This window comes from Cystobacter fuscus DSM 2262 (genome assembly GCF_000335475.2).
GTDB lineage: Bacteria > Myxococcota > Myxococcia > Myxococcales > Myxococcaceae > Cystobacter > Cystobacter fuscus.
In genome coordinates, this window is sequence record NZ_ANAH02000018.1 from 73,801 (window position 1) to 96,637 (window position 22,837).

11 protein-coding genes are annotated in these 22,837 nt (G+C 68.8%); 2 read left to right on the forward strand and 9 right to left on the reverse strand.

Annotated elements, in window-relative coordinates; all coding sequences use genetic code 11:
- Positions 1–45: 45 nt before the first annotated feature.
- Positions 46–3,600 carry a WD40 domain-containing protein gene (locus D187_RS28740; RefSeq protein ID WP_051256595.1) on the reverse strand — a complete coding sequence of 1,185 codons (3,555 nt, stop codon included), beginning with the start codon at positions 3,598–3,600 and terminating at the stop codon, positions 46–48.
- 139 nt (positions 3,601–3,739) lie between these two features.
- On the reverse strand, positions 3,740–7,288 hold the full coding sequence (locus D187_RS28745; protein WP_245591856.1) for an AAA-like domain-containing protein: 3,549 nt from the start codon (positions 7,286–7,288) through the stop codon (positions 3,740–3,742).
- Between the two features lie 302 nt (positions 7,289–7,590).
- Between D187_RS28745 and D187_RS28750 the strand changes: the two genes are divergently transcribed.
- A complete protein-coding gene (locus tag D187_RS28750; RefSeq protein WP_043431809.1) occupies positions 7,591–8,637 on the forward strand; it encodes a hypothetical protein in 1,047 nt (348 codons plus the stop codon).
- A gap of 138 nt (positions 8,638–8,775) precedes the next feature.
- Here the strand turns inward: D187_RS28750 and D187_RS28755 are convergent, their stop codons facing one another.
- Both D187_RS28755 and D187_RS55550 read right to left on the reverse strand, forming a co-directional pair.
- A complete protein-coding gene (locus D187_RS28755) occupies positions 8,776–9,981 on the reverse strand; it encodes a hypothetical protein (protein WP_002623679.1) in 1,206 nt (401 codons plus the stop codon).
- 57 nt (positions 9,982–10,038) lie between these two features.
- Positions 10,039–10,302 (reverse strand): hypothetical protein, encoded by a 264-nt coding sequence (locus D187_RS55550; protein ID WP_155893647.1) that lies wholly within the window; start codon positions 10,300–10,302, stop codon positions 10,039–10,041.
- A 247-nt stretch (positions 10,303–10,549) separates the two neighbouring features.
- On the opposite strand from D187_RS55550, the gene D187_RS28760 reads away from it, so the two are divergent.
- Positions 10,550–11,197, forward strand: a complete 648-nt coding sequence (locus D187_RS28760) for a tetratricopeptide repeat protein (protein WP_002623681.1) — start codon at positions 10,550–10,552, stop codon at positions 11,195–11,197.
- Here D187_RS28760 and D187_RS28765 read toward each other — a convergent pair.
- The 5 genes from D187_RS28765 to D187_RS28785 form a co-directional block, all read right to left on the reverse strand.
- Positions 11,171–13,939, reverse strand: coding sequence for a DUF4215 domain-containing protein (locus D187_RS28765; protein WP_002623682.1), 2,769 nt, complete (start codon positions 13,937–13,939; stop codon positions 11,171–11,173). The two genes, D187_RS28760 and D187_RS28765, sit on opposite strands and share 27 nt — an antisense overlap.
- An 8-nt stretch (positions 13,940–13,947) precedes the next feature.
- Complete coding sequence (locus tag D187_RS28770; protein ID WP_020918354.1) at positions 13,948–15,786, reverse strand: OmpA family protein; 1,839 nt, start codon at positions 15,784–15,786, stop codon at positions 13,948–13,950.
- Positions 15,787–16,018: 232 nt separating this feature from the next.
- The gene (uvrA, locus tag D187_RS28775) at positions 16,019–18,577 is read right to left on the reverse strand and encodes an excinuclease ABC subunit UvrA (protein WP_002623685.1); all 2,559 of its coding nucleotides are present in this window, start codon (positions 18,575–18,577) and stop codon (positions 16,019–16,021) included.
- Between the two features lie 8 nt (positions 18,578–18,585).
- Positions 18,586–20,850, reverse strand: coding sequence for an MMPL family transporter (locus tag D187_RS28780; RefSeq protein WP_002623686.1), 2,265 nt, complete (start codon positions 20,848–20,850; stop codon positions 18,586–18,588).
- Between the two features lie 11 nt (positions 20,851–20,861).
- Positions 20,862–22,823 carry a terpene cyclase/mutase family protein gene (locus D187_RS28785; protein WP_002623687.1) on the reverse strand — a complete coding sequence of 654 codons (1,962 nt, stop codon included), beginning with the start codon at positions 22,821–22,823 and terminating at the stop codon, positions 20,862–20,864.
- Positions 22,824–22,837 lie beyond the last annotated feature (14 nt).

Below are 22,837 nucleotides of genomic sequence, written 5' to 3' on the forward strand. Positions count from 1 at the left end.
TCTCTTTCGTGTGGACTCTCTAGCGTAGCCGGTTCGTCTTGGGAATCAGGGCAGCTCGGGGCACGTCTTGCGATAGGGCGCGACCCCGCTCTCATCCGGGGGCCACTCCTCGGGCTTCACGTTGCGAGGCAACAAGGAGCACGCGAGCGAGATCCAGTCCTCGGACCGTACGGGCCACGAGCGCGCGGTGCCATCCTCGCTGGCGGTGGCCACGCTCCGGCCATCCGGGCTGAAGGCCACGGCCAGGACGCGGCCCTCGTGGGGCAGGCGGGAGAGCCGGTGGCCGGTGGCGACATCCCACAACCGTGCCGAGTCGTCTTCACTGCCGGTGGCCAGGCTCTTGCCATCCGGGCTGAAGGCCACGGACGTGACGGCGTTGGGATGGTGCAGCCGCGAGCGCTCGCTGCCCGTGGCCACGTCCCACAAGCGCACGGAGCCGTCGTCGCTGGCGGTGGCCAGGCTCTGGCCGTCGGGGCTGAAGGCCAGCGAGGTGATGAGGGCATCGTGCCGCAGGGGGCTGCCCAGGGGCTCTCCGGTGGCCGTGTTCCACAGGCGCGCGGTGTTGTCCGTGCTGGCGGTGGCGAGGCTCTTGCCCTCCGGGCTGAAGGCCACGGCGGTGACAGGCCGCTCATGGGAGAAGGGCTTGCCCAGGGGCTCGCCGGTGGCCACGCTCCACAGGCGCGCGGTGCCATCCTCACTGGCGGTGGCCACGCTCCGGCCATCCGGGCTGAAGGCCACGGCGTTGACGGCGTCGGCATGGCGCAGCGGCAGGAGCTGGCGCCCCGTGGCGGCATCCCAGAGCCGCGCGGTCTTGTCCTCACTGGCGGTGGCCACGCGCGTGCCATCCGGGCTGAAGGCCACGGACCGGATGTGGGCGTCATGCCGGAGGGGCTTGTACAGCAGCTCGCCCTTGTCCAGACGCCAGAGGCGCGCGGCGTTGTCTTCACTGGCCGTGATCACGGTCTGGCCATCGGGACCGAAGGCCAGGGCGGTCACGGCCTTGTCATGCCGCAGGAGCACGAGCGGAGAGGAGGGAGCGACCCGCCACAGCCAGGCGCTCTTGTCGTCGCTGGCGGTGACCAGCGCCTTGCCATCCGGGCTGAAGGCCACGGCGTTGACGGAGTTCTCATGGGGCAGGAGCACGAGCTGCCGTCCGGTGTCGACTTCCCACAGGCGCGCGGTCTTGTCGCCGCTGGTGGTGGCCACGCTCCTGCCATCCGGGCTGAAGGCCACGGACGTGACGGCCTTGTCATGGGTGAGGATCTGGCCGGGCAGCAGCACCACGCTGGGCTCGCGGGTGGCCACCTCCCACAGACGCGTGGTCTTGTCGTCGCAGGCGGTCGCCATGAACTTGCCATCCGGGCTGAAGGCCACGGCGTTGACGGGGAGTTGATGCAGCAGGGGCACGGACTGGGATTCTCCGGTGGCCGTGTTCCACAGGCGCGCGGTGTTGTCCGTGCTGGCGGTGGCGAGGAGCTTGCCATCGGGGCTGAAGGCCACGGCGGTGACGCGACGCAGATGCTTCAGGGGACTGGCCAGGGGTTTGCCGGTGGCCGCGCTCCACAGGCGCGCGGTGCCATCATCACTGGCGGTGGCCACGCTCTGGCCATCCGGGCTGAAGGCCACGGCGTTGACGGAGCCCTCATGGGAGAGGGGCTTGCCCAGGGATTGGCCCGTGGCCGTGCTCCACAGGCGCGCGGTGCCATCATCACTGGCGGTGGCCACGCTCCGGCCATCCGGGCTGAAGGCCACGGCGGTGACGGCGTCGGCATGGCGCAGCGGCAGGAGCTGGCGCCCCGTGGAGGCATCCCAGAGCCGTGCCGTCTTGTCCTCTCCGGCGGTGACGACCCATCTGCCATCGGGGCTGAAAGCCACCGCCAGGACATTGCCCCCATGCGCCAGACGTGTCCGGGCCCGGCGGAGCTGAACGAGTGCGCGCACGAGCGAGTCCATGGCCTCGGGGGAGTCATGGATCCGAGCGGCTTCCGTGAAGAGCGCGGTGCCGAGGGTCAGGTTCGACGAGGCGGCGCGCAGCGTGGCATCCGCCTGGTTGAGGAACACATAGGAGGCGGCCTCGCGCCGCTGCTGATCGACCTGGAGCCTGGCGCGGGTGATTTCCTGCTCCGCCAGGAGCTTGTTCTCCTGGGCCTGGCTCGCCTCCTCCCGCAGCCGCCGCGCGTCCTCGCGGACTCTGTCGGCCTCGTCCTTGGCCTGGCTGGCGTCCTGCTGGAGCCTTCTCGTCTCCTGCTGGAGCCTTTTCGTCTCCTGCTGGAGCCTTTTCGCCTCCCGTTGGGCTTCGGTTTGGATCTTCTGGGCCTCCTCGATCGCCTGGCGCTTGGCGGCCTCGGCGTCGGCATTGGTTTTCTGCGCCTCGGCCAGCTCCCTGGTGGTCGCCAGGCGAGCGCTTTGCGCGTCCCGGAGCCGCATGAACAACAGCACGGAGGCGGGCAGGAGCACGATGAAGCCCGCGATCACCAGCCCCAGGGCGGCCAGCCGGACCACGCGCCAGTCCACCGGGAGCTGGCTTCGGGCCCAGGCCACGGTGAAGACGCGCTCATAGATGGCGTTGCGCACCCGCAACACCTCGCCCTTGCGGCGCACCACCCCCGAGAGCTTGAGGTGCGCCTTGACCAGCGCCCGCTCCTCGTCGAGCACCCGCCGGCCGCGGCGGATGTCCTGGTAGGTCCGCAGCACCCGCTCCGGGTCCGGCGCCCGCCGCGTCAGCATGTCGCGCACGAACACCAGGTTGTTGTCCTGGAAGCTCTTCTCCGCGAAGAAGGTCCGCTCCACCACCTGCCACACGCCCTGGCGTGTCCAGGCGCCGCCGCCGGTGCGTGGCTGTTCGTCGACCAGGGCCTGGCACAACCGCTGCGTCAGGTAGGGGTGTCCTCCCGTCCACTCCAGCACCCACTCCAGGGTCCGCTGTCCGTCCGCGGCCGACTCCGCGAGCCCCTCGGCCAGCGGCGCCGCCTCCTCCAGGGTGAAGTCCGTCAGCTCCACCCGCTGCCCCAGGTTGAAGGGGGTGCGCTTCTCGTCCTGGATGAGATCTCCCGGCGTGGCCACGCCCACGAGCACGAAGGAGAGCCGCGCCAGCTCCGGGTTGCTCGCCCGCGCGTTGTAGAGGTAGCGGATGGCGGCGTAGAAGTCGTCGGTGAAGCCCATGCCCAGGGTGGTGTCGATCTCGTCCACGAACACCACCACGCGCTGTTGCACCTCCGCGAGCACCACCTCCTCCAGGAAGCGCGTCAGACGCTGCACGGGCCCCTGCTCGCGGTGGCGGCTCCACCACTCGGCCGCGTCCGTGCTCAGCTCGAGCTGCTCCTGGAGGACGACGAGCAATCCCACGTACCACTGGTCCGCCGTCACCTGCTTGCCAATGCGCGTCAGGTCGATGATGACCGAGCGGATGTCCTCCTCGTAGAGCTGCTCGGCGGTGCGCACCATCAGGCTCGACTTGCCCATCTGCCGCGCGGTCAGGACGAAGGCAAAGGTGCCCGCCCGGCACAGTGCCACCATCTCCGCGTCCGCTCGCCGGGCCAGGTACACCCCCCCGCCCGCCTGCACCGTCCCGCCCACCGTATACAGGCGTGTGTCGCTCACGCCTCGAGTATCAGTCAGGCGCTACCCACGCGTCCCTCTTTAATTTCAGAGCGCTCCTTCGCCTGCCTCGTGTCCCGCGTGCTCGGCGGAGGTGTGGGCGGGTTGCCCCTTGACGTGTTGTCTCCTGTCGCCAGTTCAATCAGGGCAGGTCGGGGCACGTCTTGCGATAAGGAACGACCTCGCCGACATCCACGGGCCACTCCTCGGGCTTCACGTTGCGGGGCAACAAGGAGCACGCGAGCACGAACCAGTCCTCGAGCCGCACGGGCCACGAACGCGTGGTGCCATCCTCACTGGCGGTGATCAGGCTCCGGCCATCCGGGCTGAAGGCCACGGCCAGGACGCGGCCCTCGTGGGGCAGGCGGGAGAGCCGGTGGCCGGTCGCGACATCCCACAACCGTGCCGAGTCGTCTTCACTGCCGGTGGCCACGCTCCTGCCATCCGGGCTGAAGGCCACGGCGTTGACGGTGTTGGGATGGCTCAGCAGTGAGCGCTGGCTTCCTGTGGCCATGTCCCATACGCGCACGGCATTGTCGTCGCTCGCGGTGGCCAGTCGCTGGCCGTCCGGGCTGAAGGCCAGCGCGGTGACGAGGGTGTCGTGCCGCAGGGGCCTGCCCAGGGGCTCGCCGGTCGCCGTGCTCCACAGTCGCACGGTGTAATGACTGGCGGTGGCCAGGAGCTTCCCATCCGGGCTGAAGGCTACAGCGGTGACAGGTCCTTCGTGGGGGAAGGGTCCCGCCAGGAGTTGGCCGGTGGCCGTGCTCCACAGGCGGGCCGTGCTGTCGTCGCTGGCGGTGGCCACGCTCTGGCCATCCGGGCTGAAGGTCACGGCGTTGATGGCGTCGTCATGGAGCAACCGTGCGCGCTGGCGCCCCGTGGCGGTCTCCCAGAGCCGCGCGGTCTTGTCCTCACTGGCGGTGGCCACGCCCTGGCCATCCGGGCTGAAGGCCACCGCCCGGAGGCGGGCGTCGTGCCGGAGGGGCTCGTGCAGCAGCTCGCCCTTGTCCACACGCCAGAGGCGCGCGGCGTTGTCTTCACTGGCCATGACCACGGTCTGGCCATCGGGACCGAAGGCCAGGGCGGTCACGGCCTTGTCACGTGGCGGGAGCACGGGCGGAGAGGAGGGGGTGACCCGCCACAGCCAGGCGTGCTTGTCGTCGCTGGCGGCGGCCACACTCTGGCCATCCGGGCTGAACGCGACGGCGTTGACGGATTGCCCATGGGGCAGGAGCACCAGCTGCCGTCCGGTGTCGACTTCCCACAGGCGCGCGGTCTTGTCGCCGCTGGCGGTGGCCACGCTCCTGCCATCCGGGCTGAAGGCCACGGACGTGACGGCCTTGTCATGGGTGAGGATCTGGCCGGGGAGCAGCACCACGCTGGGCTCGCGGGTGGCCACCTCCCACAGACGCGTGGTCTTGTCGTCGCAGGCGGTCGCCATGAACTTGCCATCCGGGCTGAAGGCCACGGCGTTGACGGGGAGTTGATGGAGCAGGGGCACGGACTGGGATTCTCCGGTGGCCGTGTTCCACAGGCGCACGGTGTTGTCCGTGCTGGCGGTGGCGAGGAGCTTGCCATCGGGGCTGAAGGCCACGGCGGTGACGCGACGCAGATGCTTCAGGGGCCTGGCCAGGGGTTGGCCCGTGGCCGTGCTCCACAGGCGCGCGGTGCCATCATCACTGGCGGTGGCCACGCTCTGGCCATCCGGGCTGAAGGCCACGGCGTTGACGGAGCCCGCGTGGGGGCGGGGCTTGCCCAGGGGTTGGCCCGTGGCCGTGCTCCACAGGCGCGCGGTGCCATCATCACTGGCGGTGGCCACGCTCTGTCCATCCGGGCTGAAGGCCACGGCGGTGACGGCGTCGGCATGGCGCAACACCAGGCGCTGGCTCCCCGTGGAGGCATCCCAGAGCCGCGCCGTCTTGTCCTCTCCGGCGGAGAGGACCCATCTGCCATCGGGGCTGAAGGCCACCGCCAGGACATTGCCCCCATGCGCCAGACGTGTCCGGGCCCCGCGGAGCTGAACGAGCGCGCGCACGAGCAAGTCCATGGCCTCGGAGGAGGCATGGATCCGAGCGGCTTCCATGAAGAGAGCGGTGCTGAGGGACAGGTCCGAGGAAGCGGCGCGCAGCGTGGCATCCGCCTGGTTGAGGAACACATAGGAGGCGGCCTCGCGCCGCTGCTGATCGACCTGGAGCCTGGCGCGGGTGGTTTCCTGCTCCGCCAGAATTTTGTTCTCCTGGGCCTGGCTCGCCTCCTCCTGCAGCCGCTGCGCGTCCTTGCGGAATCGGTCGGCCTCTCTCTTGGCGTGGCTGGCGTCTTCCTGGAGCCTTTTCGTCTCTTGCTGGAGTCTTTGAGCCTCGGTTTGGATTTTCTGAGCCTTCTCCACCGCCTGTTGCAGGGCGGCCCTGGCCGCTTCTCCGACCTTCCGCGCCTCGTCCAATTCCTGGGTGGTCGCCAGGCGAGCGCTTTCCGCTTGCTGCCGGGCGCTTTGCGTCTCCCGGAGTTCTATGGACAAAAGCACGAAGGCAGGCAGGAGCACGCTGACGACCACGATTACCAGCCCGAGGGTGGTCAGAGAGACCCGCCGGACCACCTGCCAATCCACCGGGAGCAGGCTTCGGGCCCAGGCCACGGTGAAGACACGCTCATAGATGGCGTTGCGCACCCGCAACACCTCGCCCTCGCGGCGCACCACCCCCGAGAGCTTGAGGTGCGCCTTCACCAGCGCCCGCTCCTCGTCGAGCACCCGCCGGCCGCGGCGGATGTCCTGGTAGGTCCGCAGCACCCGCTCCGGGTCCGGCGCCCGCCGCGTCAGCATGTCGCGCACGAACACCAGGTTGTTGTCCTGGAAGCTCTTCTCCGCGAAGAAGGTCCGCTCCACCACCTGCCACACGCCCTGGCGTGTCCAGGCGCCGCCGCCGGTGCGCTGCTGTTCGTCCACCAGGGCCTGGCACAGCCGCTGCGTCAGGTAGGGGTGTCCTCCCGTCCACTCCAGCACCCACTCCAGGGTCCGCTGTCCGTCCGCGGCCGACTCCGCGAGGCCCTCGGCCAGCGGCGCCGCCTCTTCCAGGGTGAAGTCCGTCAGCTCCACCCGCTGCCCCAGGTTGAAGGGGGTGCGCTTCTCGTCCTGGATGAGATCTCCCGGCGTGGCCACGCCCACGAGCACGAAGGAGAGCCGCGCCAGCTCCGGGTTGCTCGCCCGCGTGTTGTAGAGGTAGCGGATGGCGGCGTAGAAGTCGTCGGTGAAGCCCATGCCCAGGGTGGTGTCGATCTCGTCCACGAACACCACCACGCGCTGTTGCACCTCCGCGAGCACCACCTCCTCCAGGAAGCGCGTCAGACGCTGCACGGGCCCCTGCTCGCGGTGGCGGCTCCACCACTCGGCCGCGTCCGTGCTCAGCTCGAGCTGCTCCTGGAGGACGACGAGCAATCCCACGTACCACTGGTCCGCCGTCACCTGCTTGCCAATGCGCGTCAGGTCGATGATGACCGAGCGGATGTCCTCCTCGTAGAGCTGCTCGGCGGTGCGCACCATCAGGCTCGACTTGCCCATCTGCCGCGCGGTCAGGACGAAGGCAAAGGTGCCCGCCCGGCACAGTGCCACCATCTCCGAGTCCGCTCTCCGGGCCAGGTACACCCCCCCGCCCGCCTGCACCGTCCCGCCCACTGTATACAGGTGCGTGTCGCTCACGCCGCGAGTATCAGGCAGTCGCCACCTACGCGTCCCTCTTTATTTCAGAGCGCTCCTCTGACTGCCTCTCGAACGTGGCGGGCGGAATCGACACACTCCAAGTCATCGCACGGCACACCGGAGGACAGGGCACTTCTGTCCTTTCCCTTTCGAAACTTGTAAATCCAGAAAATATGTTGAAGGCCAAGGTAACTGTGTATCCTCCACTGTCGAGCCTCACGGCGGACGGGAGTTCCCGGTTCGTGGCCGACAGGTCCTGCGAGCGTGATGGCATGCACTGCTCTGCTCGGAAGGACGACCGGATGAATTGGCTGAAGCCTGCCTTGAAGCCCACCTTGAAGCCCACTTTGTCACTGTGTGCGTTGCTGTCCCTCGCGGCGTGCGGTCCCCTCGAGGACGAGGGTCCGTTCCCCGGTGACGCGCTGGCCATCCAGGAGCAGGAAGCGATCTCCTCCTGCGTGGCGCCCACCGAGGCACAGTGCTGGAAGTTGCTGCCCACGGACACCAACTTCGGCGGAAGGACCACGGCCTGGAACGCCGCGCACTACGCCCTGCGGCCCAACAGCCCGAGCAAGAGCAGCTTGGTGGTGATGCTGCACGGAGTGGGCTCGAGCGCCGGCAACTTCTATCACAGCACCGCCTACGCCACCGCGACGACCAGCTTCTTCGCGAGCGCCGTGAACAAGGGCTATCGCGTGCTTGGAATCACGCACCGCAACTCCCCGAACATCCGGGAGGTGTGCGGCACCAACGTGGACTGCCACCTGCCCACGCGCCGCACCTTCATCACCGGCGTCGTGCAGCCGGGCTCCGCCGTGACGGACATGGGCTACTACGATGGCATCGAGGCCCGCCTCATCCGCCTGCTCGTGACCCTGCGCGATGGTCAGGACCCGTCCGGCGGGTGGGGGGCCTACCTCACGCCCTCCAACTGCACGGGCACCCGGAACACGGCCATCCCCTGCGGCATTGTCTGGAACAAGCTCATCGTCGCGGGACACTCCCAGGGCGCGGGGCATGCCGCCGTCATCGGCAAGGATCACCTGGTGGACACGGTCGTCATGCTCGCCGGCCCGACCGACCGCACTCCCGAGCAGACGGTTCCCAGCTACACGCTGGCTTCGAGCGGACTGGCGACTCCCGCGGGCGGCGGCAACTACCGGGGCCTGGTTCATGGCAAGGACAGCTTCGTGACGGCGTCGACCATCCACTGGGACGCCAGCCGGTTGAACGCCGGGGCCCATGGGAAGACGACCACGAGCACCGCCGATCACTGCGGCACGTCTCCGCACTCGTGCGTCATCGAGAGCGCTTCGTTCTACACCACCTGGCAGGGATTCTGGCCGTAGCCCTGGTGCTGCTCGAGCCGATACCGCACCTGAAGGGTGGTCAGCTCCGCCAGGTGCGGTGGACGCGCTCACCCGGCGCCCCTCGTCACCGGAGCCTGGGCCGAGGTCGACGGCCCGGTCGCTCCGCGCCACGACGCGCTATTCCGACCGAGGCGGCTGCACCGTCTGCGGCATCCCAAAGAACTGCCTCAGGCTACCCTGGAGGTGGTCCAGCTCCTCCTTCTGGAACTGGCGCTGTTCGATCTCGCTCTTCATCGCGTTGCTGACCTTGATCGCTTCGGCGGTATTTCCTACGAGGGTCCTCGTCTCCTGGTTGTAAATATTGTTCACCACCTTCTTCCCATTCACCTTCTCGCCCGTATTGTCCGCCCTGTTCACTTCCTTGAGGGCGTCGCTCGGCTCGTCATGGTTTGCAAGCGCGGTCTTGAGCTGGAGCTCTATTTTATCAGGTATTTCCCCGCTCGAATTTTTTTGATCGATTGAGCTATTGATGTGTGCCTTGAGTTGGCGGCGATCATCACGGGTCGCTCTCATGGGACCGGCGCCCTCGCCGAGATCGGAGAGCGTCTCCAGCGGCCGCTGCGGCTCGAGTGCTCCGCTGCGCATTCCGACCATGATACAGCCCTTGTCCCTCAGCTTCGTCATGGCGTAGAGCTGATGCGTGCGACCCTGGAGGCCCTCCGGCATCTTGTCCCAGAAACTCATGAGCTGATTCTTGTCGGCGGTCTCCTGGCCGATCGGGTCGCCCACGAGGTATGTCTTCTTACCGAGATCCTCGGCTGTTTTGGTGATTTGGGCCAGCGCGAACTCGTTATTCGGCCCTTTTTCACCCGCTTCTGTCATTTTCTTGAAAGTCTCATGCGAGTTATCCACCGCCTCCAACTTCACCCGGCCAGATGCAGTGGCTTCATCGACTCCATTGGCCTTGAGGGAGTCAACGTAGAATTTCTTGAGTTCATTGGCATCCCGCGACTCCTTGGCATCACCCTTGGTGTACAGGACATCGACTGTCGCCCGATCATTGAGGAGGAGAGAGGCGCAGATGGCATTGCGATCGCCACTCATGTAGGCGCCCTGTGCGATGGATTGGGGTTTGTTCGACGGTGAGCCGATCAAACCAGCCTGCTCCAACTTCTCTTTGATCTTCGCATCGGGGATGATCCGGGCTTCGCTGGAAGAGGGATCGACTGTCGCAGCCAGTGGTTGCGCCACCACCGGGACGGGGGGTTTTGGTCCCTTCGTGGTGGCCGCATTTTGGGTGTTGAGGTGATTGCGCAAATCCGTCTGATAGCTGTAATTCCTGGCGACCTTTTTCTGGCGTGCGACCAGATCCTGCTTCGACATTGGCGGTTGTGCGCCTTCCGGTATCACCTGCTGCTTGAGAGGGCCCGGCTTATTATCCTAGACCCACGAATCCCTGACCTTGGTATTGAGCTCCTTCTCGAACAGCGAGTCGACCGTCACATTGGGTTTCGGTTCATTGGGATTTACCTCCTTGGCCAGGTTATTGTTCAACCTGTGCGCACCGGGGTCGAACGGCCTTTGTGGCGTGCTGATTTTCGCCATGAACCGAATTATACGGATCTGGCCATATCCCAACAATCGGCTGGCGCTAGATTTTTCTGGAGCGGCTGATGGCGGGGCTACTCGTTCCTTGACGCACATGGCGTGTTCTCCCGACTCTCGAGAAACGAGGGTCCAACATTGAAGAAGCCCGCCGTCATGCCCTGCTCGCTGAAGCGAGCCAGCCAGGGGGTGGCATCGGCCTGTATGGGTTGTCTTGTCTTGGACTCCGCAGCCGCCCTGCCTGTCGCTGTAGGCGGGTGGAAGTTTGTGGCGACACGCGACGGGGCACCGAGGCGAAGCACTCGGTCCACACATCCGCCACCCTGCTGGGCTAGCATGCGGCCACATGCTCTTCGGACGGAAAACCCCCCCTTCTCGCTCGGAGCTCATCGTCGCGGCGGATCGCGCCCGCTCCAAAGGCAAACTCAAGCGGGCCATTAGTGGTTACCGCAAGGCGCTGGAGTTGGAACCGAAGGATCCCGCGGTGCTCGGCAAGCTGGCGCCGCTGCTCGCCCGGACGAATGAAACCGAGGCCTCGCTCAAGCTCTTCCGGGAGGCGGCCCAGGTCCACCTGGACAAGGGCTTCGCCGACAAGGCGCTGGCCGTCTATACCCAGGCGGCCGAGACGTTCCCGGCCCAGGTGGCCCTGTGGCAGCAGGTGTCGCGGATGCACCTGGAGAAGGGGCGTCAGGCCGACGCGGTGCGGATGCTCCTGCGCGGCCGCTTCGCCCTCCAGCGCAAGCACGAGCGCCCCCAGGCCATCATCCTGTTGAGGGAAGCCTTGAAGCTGGATCCCTCGCTCTTCGCGCCGAGGTTGGATCTGGCGCGGCTGCTCGCCCGGCAGAAGCAGCCGGCCGAGGCCCAGGCGTTGATCGAGCCGATGCTGCACCTGACGGGCGCACAGCTCCGTCAGGTGCGGTGGACGCAGCTGTGCATCGCTCCCGGGTTCGGCAACGCGTGGTCGTGGCTACGGGCCGCGCTGTCGGGGCGCTGAGTCGCGCCGGCGCAGGGCCAGCAGCGCCAACAGGCCCAGCACCGAGGGCGTGGGCACGGCGCTGCAGCCTCCACCCGCGAGCGAGCGGTTGTCATCCAGCACCCGCCAGGTGTGCTCGACGGGCGTGGGATCCACGTTGCCCGCGGCGTCCACCGCGCGAGCGCGCAGCGTGTGCTGGCCCGGAGTGACGACGTAGGTGTCCTCACAGGGCTGGTAGGGCCCGTCATCCAGGCTGCACTCGAAGCGGGCATCCGGATCGTTCGAGGAGAACTCGAACCCGGCGTTGGGGTTGGGGCCAATGGCGGGCGGGCCCCGGACGAGCGTGGTGTCGGGCGGCTCCGAGGTACAGACGGAGGGCTGGCCCTGGCAGCGATAGCCCGGCTCGATGGCGCACGCCGCGCCGCAGCCGTCGCCCGAGGCCGTGTTCGCGTCGTCACACGCCTCGCCCTGCTCGGTGAGGCCGTTGCCGCAGACATTGGCGACCACGCAGGTGTGGGTGGCCGGGCTGCACACGCCCTCACAGGCGTTGGATGAGGTGCACGCCTGGCCCAGGCTCAGGCGGCAGCGGGGCGAACATGCATCACCGTCCTCCAGGTTGCCGTCGTCGCACGCCTCGGTGCCCGCCACCTGGCCGTCACCGCACGAGGTGACGCACACGCTGGGTGCCCCGCTGCAGTAGTAGCCCGTCTCCTGCTGGCAGGTGGCACCGCAGCCATCGCCCGCCTGGGTGTTGTCGTCATCGCACTGCTCGCCGATGTCCGGCACGCCGTTGCCGCACACCTGGGTGCACTCCGTCCCCGGCGAGGGGCAGGTCCAGCCCGCTTCGATCTGGCACGTGCTGGAGCAGCCATCGCCCGACTTCGTGTTGCCGTGATCGCACTGCTCGGCGCCCGCCACGATGCCGTCACCGCAGAGGGTCGCACAGGTGCTCGGCGTACCGCTGCAGGAATAACCCGGATCCACGCGGCAGCCCGGCGAGCAGCCATCGCCCGCGCTCTTGTTGCCATCGTCGCAGGTCTCGTTCGCCTCCAGCACGCCATTGCCACACGTCTCGGCGCACACGGACGGAGCGCTCTGGGGCACGGAGCAGGCGTAGCCCGGCTCCACCCGGCACTCGGTGGCGCATCCATCCCCCGAGCTCAGGTTGCCGTCATCGCACTGCTCGCCCGGCTCGTGCGTGCCATTGCCACAGCTCTTCACGCACGGCGCTCCCGCGGTGGGGCACACATAGCCCAGCTCGAGGGTGCAGGCCGGCGAGCACCCATCTCCCAGGGAGACGTTGCCGTCGTCGCACAGCTCGCCCGGATCCATCCGGCCATTGCCACACACGGTGCCGCACACGGACGGCGCCCCGTGGCACTCATAGCCATTCTCCACACGGCACGCGGCGGAGCAGCCATCGGAGTTGAAGGTGTTGCCGTCATCGCACAGCTCACCCGGGTTGATGACGCCATCTCCGCACTTCTGGACACAGGCGCTGCCCGCGGTCGGGCACGCGTACCCTGCCTCCACCCGGCAGCGCGCATCACAGCCATCGCCCGTGGTCTGGTTGCCGTCGTCGCACTGCTCGCCCGGGTTGAGCGCGCCATTTCCACACGTCCGCGCGCACCGGCTGGGCTCGCCCGTACAGCCGTAGGCCGGCTCGATGCCGCAGGTGGCGCTGCAGCCGTCGTTGGAGGTGCTGTTGCCGTCATCGCACTCCTCGCGGGGAGAGATGACTCCGTCCCCACACCTGTCGTCGTACGCATCCACGAACAGGTAGCGGAAGGCGTTGGGCGGACCGCTGTCGTTTTCGTTGCACAGCTCCAGCCGGTTGAGGCCGGTGCGCCAGGGCGCCGTGGTGCCCAGCTCGCGGATGGTGTTCTTCTGCCAGGGCTGGCCCGCCGGTTGGCTGATGACGGTGGGGGTGAAACCCACGCCGTTCACCGACGCGGCCTCGAACTCGTTGTCGTTGAAGGTCGCCACGCGCATGCGGAAGCGCGAGAGCGTGGTGGTCGAGGGGATGATGAAGTCCTGGTACACGCAGGTGCTCGCTCCCAGAGGGGCCATGAAGCGCGCCGTCTGGACTTCCTGCGGCCAGTCGCTCGCCGTGCGCTCGCCCGTGGTGGCGCCCGTGGTGGTGCCCCGGTAGAACCAGTGCGGATCCGCCACGGTTCCCTCCAGGCGGCGGTTGTTCGCGTCCACGCCCGTGTTGAACAGCGTCACGCCCGCGCGCACGCACCGGCTCGGAGAGCCCGCGCACGCCTGGCCCGGCTCCACCTCGCACAGGCGGTTGCAGCCGTCGCCGTCGAAGCGGTTGCCGTCGTCGCAGATCTCCTGCGCGTAGTTCGGGTAGGAGCGGTTGTCGAGCGTGCCATTGCCGCACGAGGACAGGTCGCACGTCGCGGAGCAGCCGTTGCCGTTGTCCACGGTGTTGCCGTCGTCGCACAGCTCGCCCGAGTTGACCACGCCGTTGCCGCACAGGCTCGCCACGGAACACGGCTTGCCGGGGATGTGACAGAGGAAGCCGGCCTCCAGCGTGCCGGTGGCGCTACAGCCGTCACCGTCCTGGGTGTTGCCGTCGTCACATTGCTCGCCGGGCTGCAGCTTGCCGTCCGCGACGAGGGCCTGGCTGACCCGCGTGAGCAGGGCAGGGGAGGCGGAGGGCGGCTCCTGCTGCGTCTGGCAGCCCACCGAGGTGAAGAGGAGGGTGAGCCCGACAAGCGCCGGGCGCGTCCATGCTGTCTTGGGATGCATGTTCATGGTTGGTTTCACCTGGCGGTGTCGGAGTTGGGTGTGCCCTGCTGGGTTTCCACGCCCTCGGCGTCGCCGACGATGTGGAACTCCACGCGGCGGTTCTTCGCGCGGCCATCCTTGGTGGTGTTGTCCGCGAGGGGCTTCGCCGGGCCGAAGCCCCTCGCCTGGAGCCGCTCGCGCGGGATGCCCTTGCCCTCGAGGTACTTCACGACGGACTCGGCGCGACGCCGCGACAGCTCGGTGTTGTACTGCGCGTTGCCCTGGTTGTCGGAGTGGCCCTCCACGCGCATCCGCTCGATCTCCGGGTGCTCGCGGAGAATGGAGGCCACGTCATCCAGCAGCTTGTAGCTGCGCCTGTCGATGACGTCCTTGTTCACCTCGAAGTAGACGGACTCGAGGATGTCGAGGCGTCCCGTCTCCAGGCGCACGCGCTGCTTCTGCTTGCAGCCGTTGTTCTTCTGGGTGCCGGGCTCGTCCGGGCAGTTGTCCAGCCGGTCGACGATGCTGTCCCCATCGCGATCCTTGTCCGGGCAGCCCTTGTTCGCCGCCACTCCGGCCTCGTTCGGGCAGGCGTCCCGTGCGTCGGCCACGCCGTCCCCGTCGTTGTCGGGATCCGGGCAGCCGTCCTCGTCCTGGAAGCCGTCCTTGTCCTCGGTCTGCTGGGGGCAGCGATCCTTCGAGTCGGTGATGCCGTCACCGTCCGAGTCCGGCTCATCCGGGCAGCCGTCGCCGTCCTCGAAGCCGTTGACGTTCTCCGCCTGCCGCGGGCAGCGATCCACCAGGTTGAGCAGACCATCGCCATCGTCGTCCTTGTCCGGGCAGCCACCCAGCTGCTCGAGGCCCGCGTCCCGGGGGCACTGGTCCGCGCGGTTCTTCACGCCATCGCCATCCGCGTCCAGCTCGGGGCAGAGCGCCACCGGGTACGACTGGCCCTCCACGCACACGGGCTTGTCCTCCGGCGCGAAGGCCACCCCCGCGAGCACGCGGACGGCGGGCGTGCCCACCGTGGTGCCGAAGCCCGGGCCGCCCATGGCGTACAGCTCCACGGGGCCCACCGGGGCGCGCACGCCGAGCAGGGCCTCCATCGACAGGGGGGAGCGCGCCAGGGGCGCCGTGCCCCGCAGGAGCAGTTCGCCCTTCACCTTCTTCACCAGCGGGCCGGTGACGTTGACGCCGCCGTTGAGCTCCACGCCCAGCTCATCCCGGGGCTGGCTCGTCCCGGAGGTGAGCACGTACGTCTTCGTGCGCACCAGCGCGCCCACGTCGGCGCCCACGCGCCACCCCGCGCCCAACTGCTTGCCCAGGCCCACGCGGGGCGTGAAGGTGAAGCCTTCATCCCGCGTCAGGGCCTCCGCGCTGCCCAGCGGGAGCGCGACGCCCAGGTGCAGGCCGAGGTCCAGCGCGTCCGCGTTCGCCTCGGACAGGAGCCGCGCGCGGCCCTGCACCCAGGGGGTGCCCAGCGCGAACGAGGAGGGGGCCGAGAGTCCCACGGAGCCCGGGTTGCCGGCCCACTGGCCCACGACGGGCACCTGCGCGCCGAGCTCGAGCCAGTCATGGAGCGCATACGCGCCGCTCAGGTGCCCCGTCACACGGTCGCTGACGATGACGGCGCTGCGCTTGCCGTTCTCCACCAGCACCAGGGGGTTGAGTTCCCAGTGTCCCGTCAGCGCGAGGCGGTAGCGGCCCTGCCGCAGCTGATCTCCCGTGGACAGCACCAGGCTGTCTCTCGCACCAGGGTTGAGTTGGAGCCGCTCGAGCTCGAATCCAGGAATGCTCGAGTCCTGGGCCAGTGCGCTCCAGGTCCCGAGCATGACGACGCCAGTGATACAGCGTTGCAACACACGAATGAACAAGGCCCCCTCCTCCACGACTCTCAATGGACCACGGGAGTTGGTGCTCCCGAGAGGGGGGTACAATACACGCGCCATACCAGCTCTGTTGGCTGATTCACGGAGCGGGGCCGGCTGGAGAATCGAGGCTTGCCGAGCCCAGGCCTCGCTTCAAACGGGCCGCGGACGTGTCGGTGGAAGGTCCTGACACGTCAGGGCCATGTCAATCACTCGGTGGAAGGCGCGCGATGGCGCATCACGCGCGCCCCTTGCCCGTCGTGGCGGAGGGCTTGCGCCCGGCGAGGGCGCGCGCGAGGAAGGGCGCGGTGCGGCTCTTCACCATGCGCGCCACCTGCGCGGGGGTTCCGGCGACGACCACCCGCCCTCCCTCGTCACCGGCGCCCGGGCCGATGTCGATGACCCAGTCGCTCTGCGCCACCACGCGCATGTCGTGCTCCACGAGGATGACGGTGTTGCCCTGCTCGACGAGCCCATTGAGCTGGGTGAGCAGCTTCTCGACGTCCGCGGGGTGCAGTCCCGTGGTGGGCTCATCCAGGACATAGAGCGTGTTGCCACGCTGCACCCGTTGGAGCTCCGTCGCGAGTTTGATCCGCTGGGCCTCGCCCCCGGACAGCTCGGTCGCGGGCTGGCCCAGGCGCAGGTAGCCGAGGCCCACGTCCCGCAGGACACTCAAGGCGCGTTGCACGTGGGGCTCGTCGGCGAAGAACGCGTGCGCTCCGTCCACCGTCATGCCCAACACGTCGGCGATGCTCTGGTCCTTGTATTTGATTTCCAGCGTCTTCGCGTTGTAGCGGGCGCCGTGGCAGGTGGGGCAGGGGGCGAACACATCGGGCAGGAAGATCAGCTCCACGCTGACGAAGCCCTCGCCCTCGCACGTCTCGCAGCGGCCCTTGGGGACGTTGAAGGAGAAGCGTCCCGCGTCATAGCGGCGGGAGCGGGCGGCCGGTGTCGCGGCGAAGAGCTTGCGGATGGTGTCGAAGAGCCCCGTGTACGTCGCCAGGTTGGAGCGCGGGGTGCGGCCGATGGGCTTCTGATCCACCCGCACCAGGCGCGTGACGCCTTCCATTCCCGAGGAGATCCGGCCGTCCACCGGCTCGACGGGGGTCCGCTCCAGCTCCTCGCCTTCCTCCTCCTCCGGGGGCGGCGCGTGGCCCAGTTGCGCCGAGACCAACTCCACCAGCACCTGGCTCACGAGGCTCGACTTGCCCGAGCCGGAGATCCCCGTCACCGTCGTGAACACGCCCAGCGGGAAGTCCACGTCGAGCCCGCGCAGGTTGTTGCGGCGGACTCCTTCCAGGCGCAGCCAGCCCCGGGGCGAGCGGGGTTCGCGTCCCGGCGTCTCGTCATGTCCGAGGAGATAGCGGCGCGTCTGGGATTGCTCGACACGCTCGAGCCCCTCGGGCGGACCGCTGTAGAGCACGTGGCCGCCCTGTTCGCCCGCCGCCGGTCCGACGTCGACGATCCAGTCCGCCTCGCGAATCACATCCACCTCGTGCTCGACCACGAAGAGGGAGTTGCCGGCGCTCTTCAGTTGTCCGAGCGCCTTGAGCAGCGCCTGGGTGTCCGCCGGATGAAGGCCCGCGGAGGGCTCGTCGAGCACGTACACCACACCGAACAACTGGGAGCGGATCTGCGTGGCGAGCCGCAGCCGCTGGAGTTCCCCAGGCGAGAGGGTGGGGGTGCTGCGATCGAGCGACAGGTAGCCGAGCCCGAGCTCGGTCAGCACCTGGATGCGCCCCAGGAGATCCCGGGCGAACCGCTCGGCGACGAGCGCCTTCTCCGGGTGTTCCCGCCGCAGCTTCGCCGTCCCCGGTGCCGTGCCCTCCACCGTCGGACGCAGCACCTCGGCGACACGGGTGAGCGGCAGCCGCGACAGTTCGCCGATGTCCAGGCCCGCGAAGGTGACGGAGAGCGCCTCGCGCCGCAGCCGCTTGCCCTCGCACTCGGGGCACTCGGTGCTCAAGAGGTAGCGCGCCACCCGCTTCTTGATGGACGCGCTCTCCGTGGTGGCGAAGGTCTGCAACACATAGCGGCGGGCGCTCGTGAACGTGCCCATGTAGCTGGGCGGCTCCTTGCGCTTGAGCGCCCGACGCGTCTCCGCCGGGGTGAAGCCGGCGTACACCGGGACGGTGGGCTGCTCCTCCGTGAAGAGGATCCACTCGCGCTCCTTCTGGGGCAGTTCGCGCCAGGGCCGGTCCACGTCGTAGCCGAGCGACACCAGGATGTCGCGCAGGTTCTGGCCGTGCCAGGCGGGGGGCCACGCGGCGATCGCCCGCTCGCGGATGGTGAGCGAGTCATCCGGCACCATGGAGCGCTCGGTGGCCTCGTAGATGCGCCCGAGCCCATGGCAGCGCGGACAGGCCCCCGCCGGCGTGTTGGGCGAGAACGCCTCCGCGGCGAGATGCTCCTGGTGGGGCGGGTAGTGTCCGGCGCGCGAGTAGAGCAGGCGCAGCGAGTTGGACAGCGTGGTGACACTGCCCACGGACGAGCGCGTCGTGGACGAGCCCCGCTGCTGCTGGAGCGCCACCGCCGGGGGCAGGCCCTCGATGGAGTCGACCTCGGGCACGCCCACCTGATCCATCAGCCGCCGCGCATAGGGGGCCACGGACTCGAAGTAGCGCCGCTGGGCCTCCGCGTAGAGCGTGCCGAACGCGAGCGACGACTTGCCCGAGCCCGACACGCCCGTGAAGACGACCAGCGCATCGCGCGGGATGTCGACGTCGACGCTCTTGAGGTTGTTCTCCCGGGCGCCACGGACCCGGACGACGCCCTTCACTCCACCGCCATCCGACATGCTGTCACTCACTGTTTCGGGGCTTCGGGCCGCGAGTCCTCGGGGGCATGGGCGCCGCCGAGCAGGCGCACGAGCGGCGCGGGAGCCCACCAGTTGAACTCACCCATGAGCCGCATCATCGCGGGGACGATGAGCACCCGCACGAGCGTGGCGTCCAGGGCCACGGCGATGGCCATGCCCACGCCCATGGCCTTCACCACCACCGCCTGGGCGAGCGAGAACGCCGCGAACACCGCGACCATGATGGCGGCGGCGCTGGTGATGAGGCCGCCCGTGCGCTCCAGGCCCTCGGCCACCGCGTGCGCGTTGTCGTGCGTGCGCAGCCACTCCTCGCGCATGCGCGTGAGCAGGAGGACCTCGTAGTCCATGGACAGGCCGAAGAGCGCGCAGAACAGGAGGATGGGCAGCGAGGGCTCGATGGCGCGCGGCTCGAACGCGAGCAGGCCGCTCAGGTGGCCCTCCTGGAAGATCCACACCAGCGCGCCGAACGAGCCCGCGATGGACAGCAGGTTCATCAAGAGCGCCTTGAGCGGGAGGATCACCGAGCGCAGCAGCACGAACAGCACCACGTAGGTGAGCCCCATGACGAAGAGCACCGCGTGGGGCGAGTGCCCGACGATGAAGGCCGCTCCGTCCACGTCCGCCGCCGTCTGGCCCCCTACGAGCAACCGCCCGTCTCCCACCACGCGCTCCTGGCGGATGGCGCGGACGACTTCACGGGCCTCGGCGCTCGCGGCCGCATGGGGCGTGAGCACCTGCATCACCGCGATGCTGCCCTTGGTGAAGGCCTCGAGCGCGAGATCGAACTCGGGCGGCCGGGCGGAGGGCTCCTCGGCCAGCGCCGCGTAGCGGTTGGCGCTGATGCCCGGCTCCAGGTCGACGATGCTCTCCACGCCCTCGACGCCGGGGAGTTTGGCCAGGCGGCGGCTCGTGGCGTACAGGGCGCGGGCGCGCTCCGGGGTGAAGGCCTCGCCCGAGGGGAACTGGACCGTCACCAGGATGCGCGTGGCGGCCTGCGAGGGGAACAGCTGCTTGAGGGCCTCGGCGCCGCGCCGGGCCTCCGTCTCGGCGGGCAGGGCGGTGATGTCCGTGGCGGCGAGCTGGAGCCGCTGGAAGGGAAGGCCGATGGCCACCAGGACGGTGAGCGTGGGCAGCAGCACGAGCCAGGGGTGCTTCATCACCCACATGGCCAGCCGGTGCCACAGTCCCTTGCTCTCGCCGAAGCGCGGAATGGGCAGGCGGCCCCAGTCCACCCGGGGGCCGAGCACCGACAGGAGCGCGGGAAGGAACGTGAGGGAGTAGAGCACCGCGAACGCCACCACGACGGCCCCGCCCAGGCCCATGGCGCTCAGGTACGAGCCTGGGTAGAAGAGCAGCCCCGACAGGCCCACCGCCACCGCGAGGCCGGAGAACGCCACCGCGCGGCCCGCCGTGTCCACCGTCTTCACCACCGCGGCCTCCACCGTGGCGCCGTGCTCGAGCTCGTCACGGAAGCGGCTCACGATGAAGAGCGAATAGTCGATCGCCACGCCCAGGCCGATGAGCGTCACGACGTTGATGGTGTACTGCGCCATGTCCGTCACGTGCGCGAGCAGCATCACGCCCGACACACCCGTCATCACCGCGAGCCCGCCCACGGCGATGGGCAGGAGCGCCGCGCCCAGGGTGCGGAACACGCGCAGCAGCACGATCAGCGCCAGGGGGAAGGAGATGAGCTCCGCCTTGAGCAGATCGTGCTCGAGCAGCCGATCCAACGCCTCCACGAAGGCGACCTTGCCCGTTACCACCACGCCGAGCTTGTCGCTGGTGAGCGCCCGGCGCACGGTGGGGAAGGCACGCGCCGCCTCGCGCTCGTCGCCCTTGAGCCGCACGAGCGCCAGCACGTCATGGCCGCTGGAGGAGATGAGCCGGCTGGCGAGCTGCTCGGGTGCGCCCTGGGGGGACACCACGGCGCTCACCTCGGGCAGCTTGCCCACGGGGCCGAGCACTTCCTCCAGCGCCTGGGTGAAGCGCGCATCGTCCGTCTTCCACTCGTCCGAGTGGAAGATGACGGCGAGCGTGGTGTCGTTGGACGCCGCGGAGATGCCCCGTGACAGCTCCGCCGCGTGTGCCGCTTCGGTCCCCTGGATCGTGCCGGTGCTCAGCTGTCCGCCGCGCAGGATGCCGAGCACCGCGAGGATGAGCACCCCCGCGGTGAGGAGGAAGACCACGCCGCGGTGGCGGTGAACCGCCCGGCCGAGCCAGGCGAAGACGGAGGGTTCCGAGGGCGTCATGGACGCGCTGTCTACCGCACTGGCGACAGGGCCCAGAGCGGAAACACGTCGAGGTAGTGATCGTAGTGGATGCCGCTCGTCTTATTGAACATCCCCGCGATGTGCTCCTCGGGGTAGCTGCCGTCCGGACGCTGCCGCTGCACGAGGAAGCCCAGGGCGCGCTGGACCTCGGGCGAGTCGCGCCGGCCCGCCTTGCTCAACGCGAGCACCGCCCACGACGTCATCACCGCCTGGCCCTGCTCGGCCTGCACGTAGCGCCGCTGCCGGCAGCTCTCGGGCGTCTCGCCCCAGCTCCCGTCCGCGTTCTGCTTGGAGATCAGGAAGTCGCAGGCGCGCTGGAGGGCCGGATGGCTCGGCGAGTACCCCGCGGCGACGAGGCCCCAGACGCCGAACCACGCCCCATACGTGAAGCAGATGCCCCAGCTTCCCTCCCACGAGCCGTCCGGCCGCTGGGCCCGCTCCACGTAGCGCGCCCCGCGCTTCATCGCCGTGTCGATCTCCTTCGCGCGCACCCCCGGCAAGCGCTCCCGGAAGCGCGCCAGCGCCTGCATGCAGGACGATGTGCACTCGACGTAGGACGGATCGATCATGATGTCCGAGAAGCAGTCGGACGGGTTGAGCAGCTCGAGCCACTTGGGACCGCGCGTGAGCTCGTACGTGGCCCAGCCGCCGTCCTCGTTCTGCATGGAGAGGAGCAGGTCCACCGCGTCCGTGAGCCGCTCCTGGGACAGGGGCGAGTCGACGAAGGGCTCGAGCGCGAGCGCCGCCTTGAGGCCCTCGGCGGTGCAGTCGCTGATGGGCCAGCCGTGGTCGCGCGTGGAGAAGGGCCAGCCGCCCTTGGAGCGGTGGCGGTAGTAGCGCTCGGCGTTGGGCGTGTCCTCACGCACCTGGCTGCGGTCGATGAAGTCGAAGGCCGAGCGCAGGAAGGGCAGGTTCTCCTGGATGCGGCCGCTGGCGACCACCGCCTGGGCGGCGAACGCCGTGTCCCAGAGCTCCGAGGAGTTGTAGCCATTCATCTTCACGCCGTCCGGCCCCTTCCACAGGTAGTCGGGGAGCTGGGCGAGGTGGGCCCGCAGCTCGGCGCCGCCGGGACGCTCGAAGTGCCACACCAGCACGTGCAAGAGCTTGTTCACCGGGCCGATGCAGATGTAGCGCGTGTTCTCGTCCTCCTGACGGATGTGATCCAACACGAAGGACAGGGCGCGCTCGCGCAGCCGCGTGGACGCCTGGGACTCGTAGAGGCCCATGAGATGGTTGGCCGCGAGCACGAGCGCCGAGCGCGGCACCTGCGAGTCGGTGGGCGACACGCGCGTGCGGTGGGCCGGCCAGTCGATCTGCTCATAGGGTGTCGGGTACAGCTCCCGGCGCAGCTGCTGGAGCAGGGGCGAGTCGGGGATGCGCGCCTTCTTGCCGTAGAGCCAGCTCATGGGCAGGTAGACCATGCGGCAGTGGCACCAGAAGCGCGAAGGGTGCATGGGAAGCGCCTCGGGCAGCAGCCACAGCTCGGGCAGGAGCGGATCCAACCCCTCGTACTCGTGCAGGCGGAGCACCGAGAGGAAGAACTTGCCCCAGGGCGCCGAGGTGAGCGCGCCTCCGTGCGCGAGGATCCACTGACGCGCGGACGTGGCGGCCGGGTCCTCCGCGCTCACGCCGAGCAGGCGCAGGGCCACGTAGCAGAGCGTGGAGGTGAAGACGTAGCTGGACGCCTCCACGTGCAGGCCGAAGCCGCCGTCCTTGTTCTGCACGCTCTTGAGGTAGCGCACCATGCCCTCGCGCGTGGCGGCGTCGAGCTCGAGTCCCACGGCGTGCGCGGTGCCCACGTACATGGGCAACATGAAGAGGGGGCCGCCGTAGTCGCCCTTGAGCGAGCCCTCCGGGGAGAGCAGCCCCGAGAGGTGCGTCATGGCGGCGGAGAGGGCGGAGTCGACCGTGCGCCGCGCGCCGGCATTGGATTCAGGAGCCATGTTGCGCATGTGCGTGTTCCTTC

Coding starts and splice junctions, on each gene's coding strand:
- D187_RS28755 (WP_002623679.1), bottom strand. CDS start 9,981: ATGTCGAAGCAGGATCTGGTCGCACGCCAGAAAAAGGTCGCCAGGAAT.
- D187_RS28750 (WP_043431809.1), top strand. CDS start 7,591: ATGAATTGGCTGAAGCCTGCCTTGAAGCCCACCTTGAAGCCCACTTTG.
- D187_RS28785 (WP_002623687.1), bottom strand. CDS start 22,823: ATGCGCAACATGGCTCCTGAATCCAATGCCGGCGCGCGGCGCACGGTC.
- D187_RS28780 (WP_002623686.1), bottom strand. CDS start 20,850: ATGACGCCCTCGGAACCCTCCGTCTTCGCCTGGCTCGGCCGGGCGGTT.
- D187_RS28765 (WP_002623682.1), bottom strand. CDS start 13,939: ATGAACATGCATCCCAAGACAGCATGGACGCGCCCGGCGCTTGTCGGG.
- uvrA (WP_002623685.1), bottom strand. CDS start 18,577: ATGTCGGATGGCGGTGGAGTGAAGGGCGTCGTCCGGGTCCGTGGCGCC.
- D187_RS28760 (WP_002623681.1), top strand. CDS start 10,550: ATGCTCTTCGGACGGAAAACCCCCCCTTCTCGCTCGGAGCTCATCGTC.
- D187_RS55550 (WP_155893647.1), bottom strand. CDS start 10,302: ATGTGCGTCAAGGAACGAGTAGCCCCGCCATCAGCCGCTCCAGAAAAA.